The following is a 1,481-nucleotide window of genomic DNA, read 5'->3' on the forward strand; positions in this document are numbered from 1 at the left end:
GGGACTTTATGCTCGGCTATGGCTGTCTCACTTATAAGTTTCTCTTCGATTCCCAAACAAATCCCTATTTGCTATGTCGTGATTTATTGCTAAATCATGACTGTTTTCTAGTAGACGAGAATCTGATTTGGCCTTACTATTCGCTTGTTTGGGGAGTAGTCGCCTTTAGTTTACTTATCGTCATCTCGTTAAGCGTTCGCTTTTCCGGTAAGTATAAGTGGATTCATTACTATTGAATCTAGCTTCGACAAGACCAACACAATCAAAGCGATATAGAGAACGTTCATGTGCTCTGTATCGTACATTTTGTTTGTGGAGGGCTTCGTTGCTGAGGTTACTGACTTGAGTTTACTGATATTCAAGCTTACTGACCTAAAGTGATCGATGTACGATCCCTCCACCCTGGAGGAATTATGTCCCTAGAAATTTACTTCGTTTTTGGTTTACTCACGCTTATCTTGGTTTTGCTCGACATTTGGCAGACCCGAGGCGGGAATATCTCGATCAAAAAAGCATCTATTTGGAGTGTCGTCTGGTTTGCTTTCGCTTTTGTGTTCGCGCTAACCCTTTTCTTTTTTTGGGATATCTACGCGCCAGACAGTGACTATTCAGCTAAAAAAACCTCAATGTCTTTTATTACGGGGTATCTGCTAGAAAAGTCGTTGAGTGTCGATAATCTGTTCATCTTCGCCATCATATTTCATCAATATGCGGTTCCTGAACACTTAAGACCCAGAGCCTTACTTTGGGGTGTGGTTGGCGCATTAGTCTTAAGAGCCATAATGATTAGCGTGGGCGCTCAGTTACTAGAGCAATATCATTGGCTACTGTATTTGTTCGCGTTGTTTCTAATATGGACAGGGATTAATTTAGCAAGAGATAACGGCCATGAAGAGCTCAATCCACTGCCAGAGAAAATGATACGTCGTTTGATTCCTGTCACTGATGAGTTCAACGGTAATGCACTGTTGGTGAAAATTAAAGGGGCATGGATGGCAACACCAATGCTGATTGTGATTGGTGTGATCGCGTTTATGGATGTGATGTTTGCTCTGGATTCAATCCCCGCGATCTTTGCTGTAACGCGAGAGCCGTTTTTGGTGCTTGCAGCGAATGTCTTTGCCTTGCTCGGGTTGCGTTCCTTGTATTTTGTGCTGCAAGGCATGATGGACAAATTTGTGTACTTAAAACCTGCATTGTCATTTGTGATGGTCTTTATTGGTATCAAAATGCTGCTGGTGGGCACCGATTATGAAATTCCGACCTACATTTCATTGATTGTATTGCTGGTCACCATGAGTATTGCGGTTATTGCATCTGTCAGGCAGCAAGTTCAGAAAAAACCACCTCAATGTGGCGTAGACAGCATCGCTGAATAAGGCTGAATAAGGCTGAATAAGGCATGTTCATGATCCCGAATTGAGATAACCAGGTACTCAAACCATTAAATCTTGGCCTGCGGCTATTGAACCTTTCATTAG

2 protein-coding genes are annotated in these 1,481 nt (G+C 42.5%); both read left to right on the plus strand.

Annotated features, from left to right (window positions below):
* The coding region (locus ACP45E_RS22585; protein ID WP_206743912.1) for a hypothetical protein at positions 1-236 on the plus strand (236 nt) is incomplete at its 5' end.
* 177 nt (positions 237-413) lie between these two features.
* Positions 414-1,379 carry a TerC/Alx family metal homeostasis membrane protein gene (locus tag ACP45E_RS22590; protein ID WP_017038192.1) on the plus strand — a complete coding sequence of 322 codons (966 nt, stop codon included), beginning with the start codon at positions 414-416 and terminating at the stop codon, positions 1,377-1,379.
* The last annotated feature ends 102 nt before the right edge of the window (positions 1,380-1,481 follow it).

Origin of the sequence: Vibrio genomosp. F10 str. 9ZD137, assembly GCF_049974785.1 — a bacterium.
Taxonomy (GTDB): domain Bacteria; phylum Pseudomonadota; class Gammaproteobacteria; order Enterobacterales; family Vibrionaceae; genus Vibrio.

What these genes read in the sequence shown, in the direction of transcription:
- ACP45E_RS22590 (WP_017038192.1), top strand. Translation starts at nt 414, where the DNA reads ATGTCCCTAGAAATTTACTTCGTTTTTGGTTTACTCACGCTTATCTTG.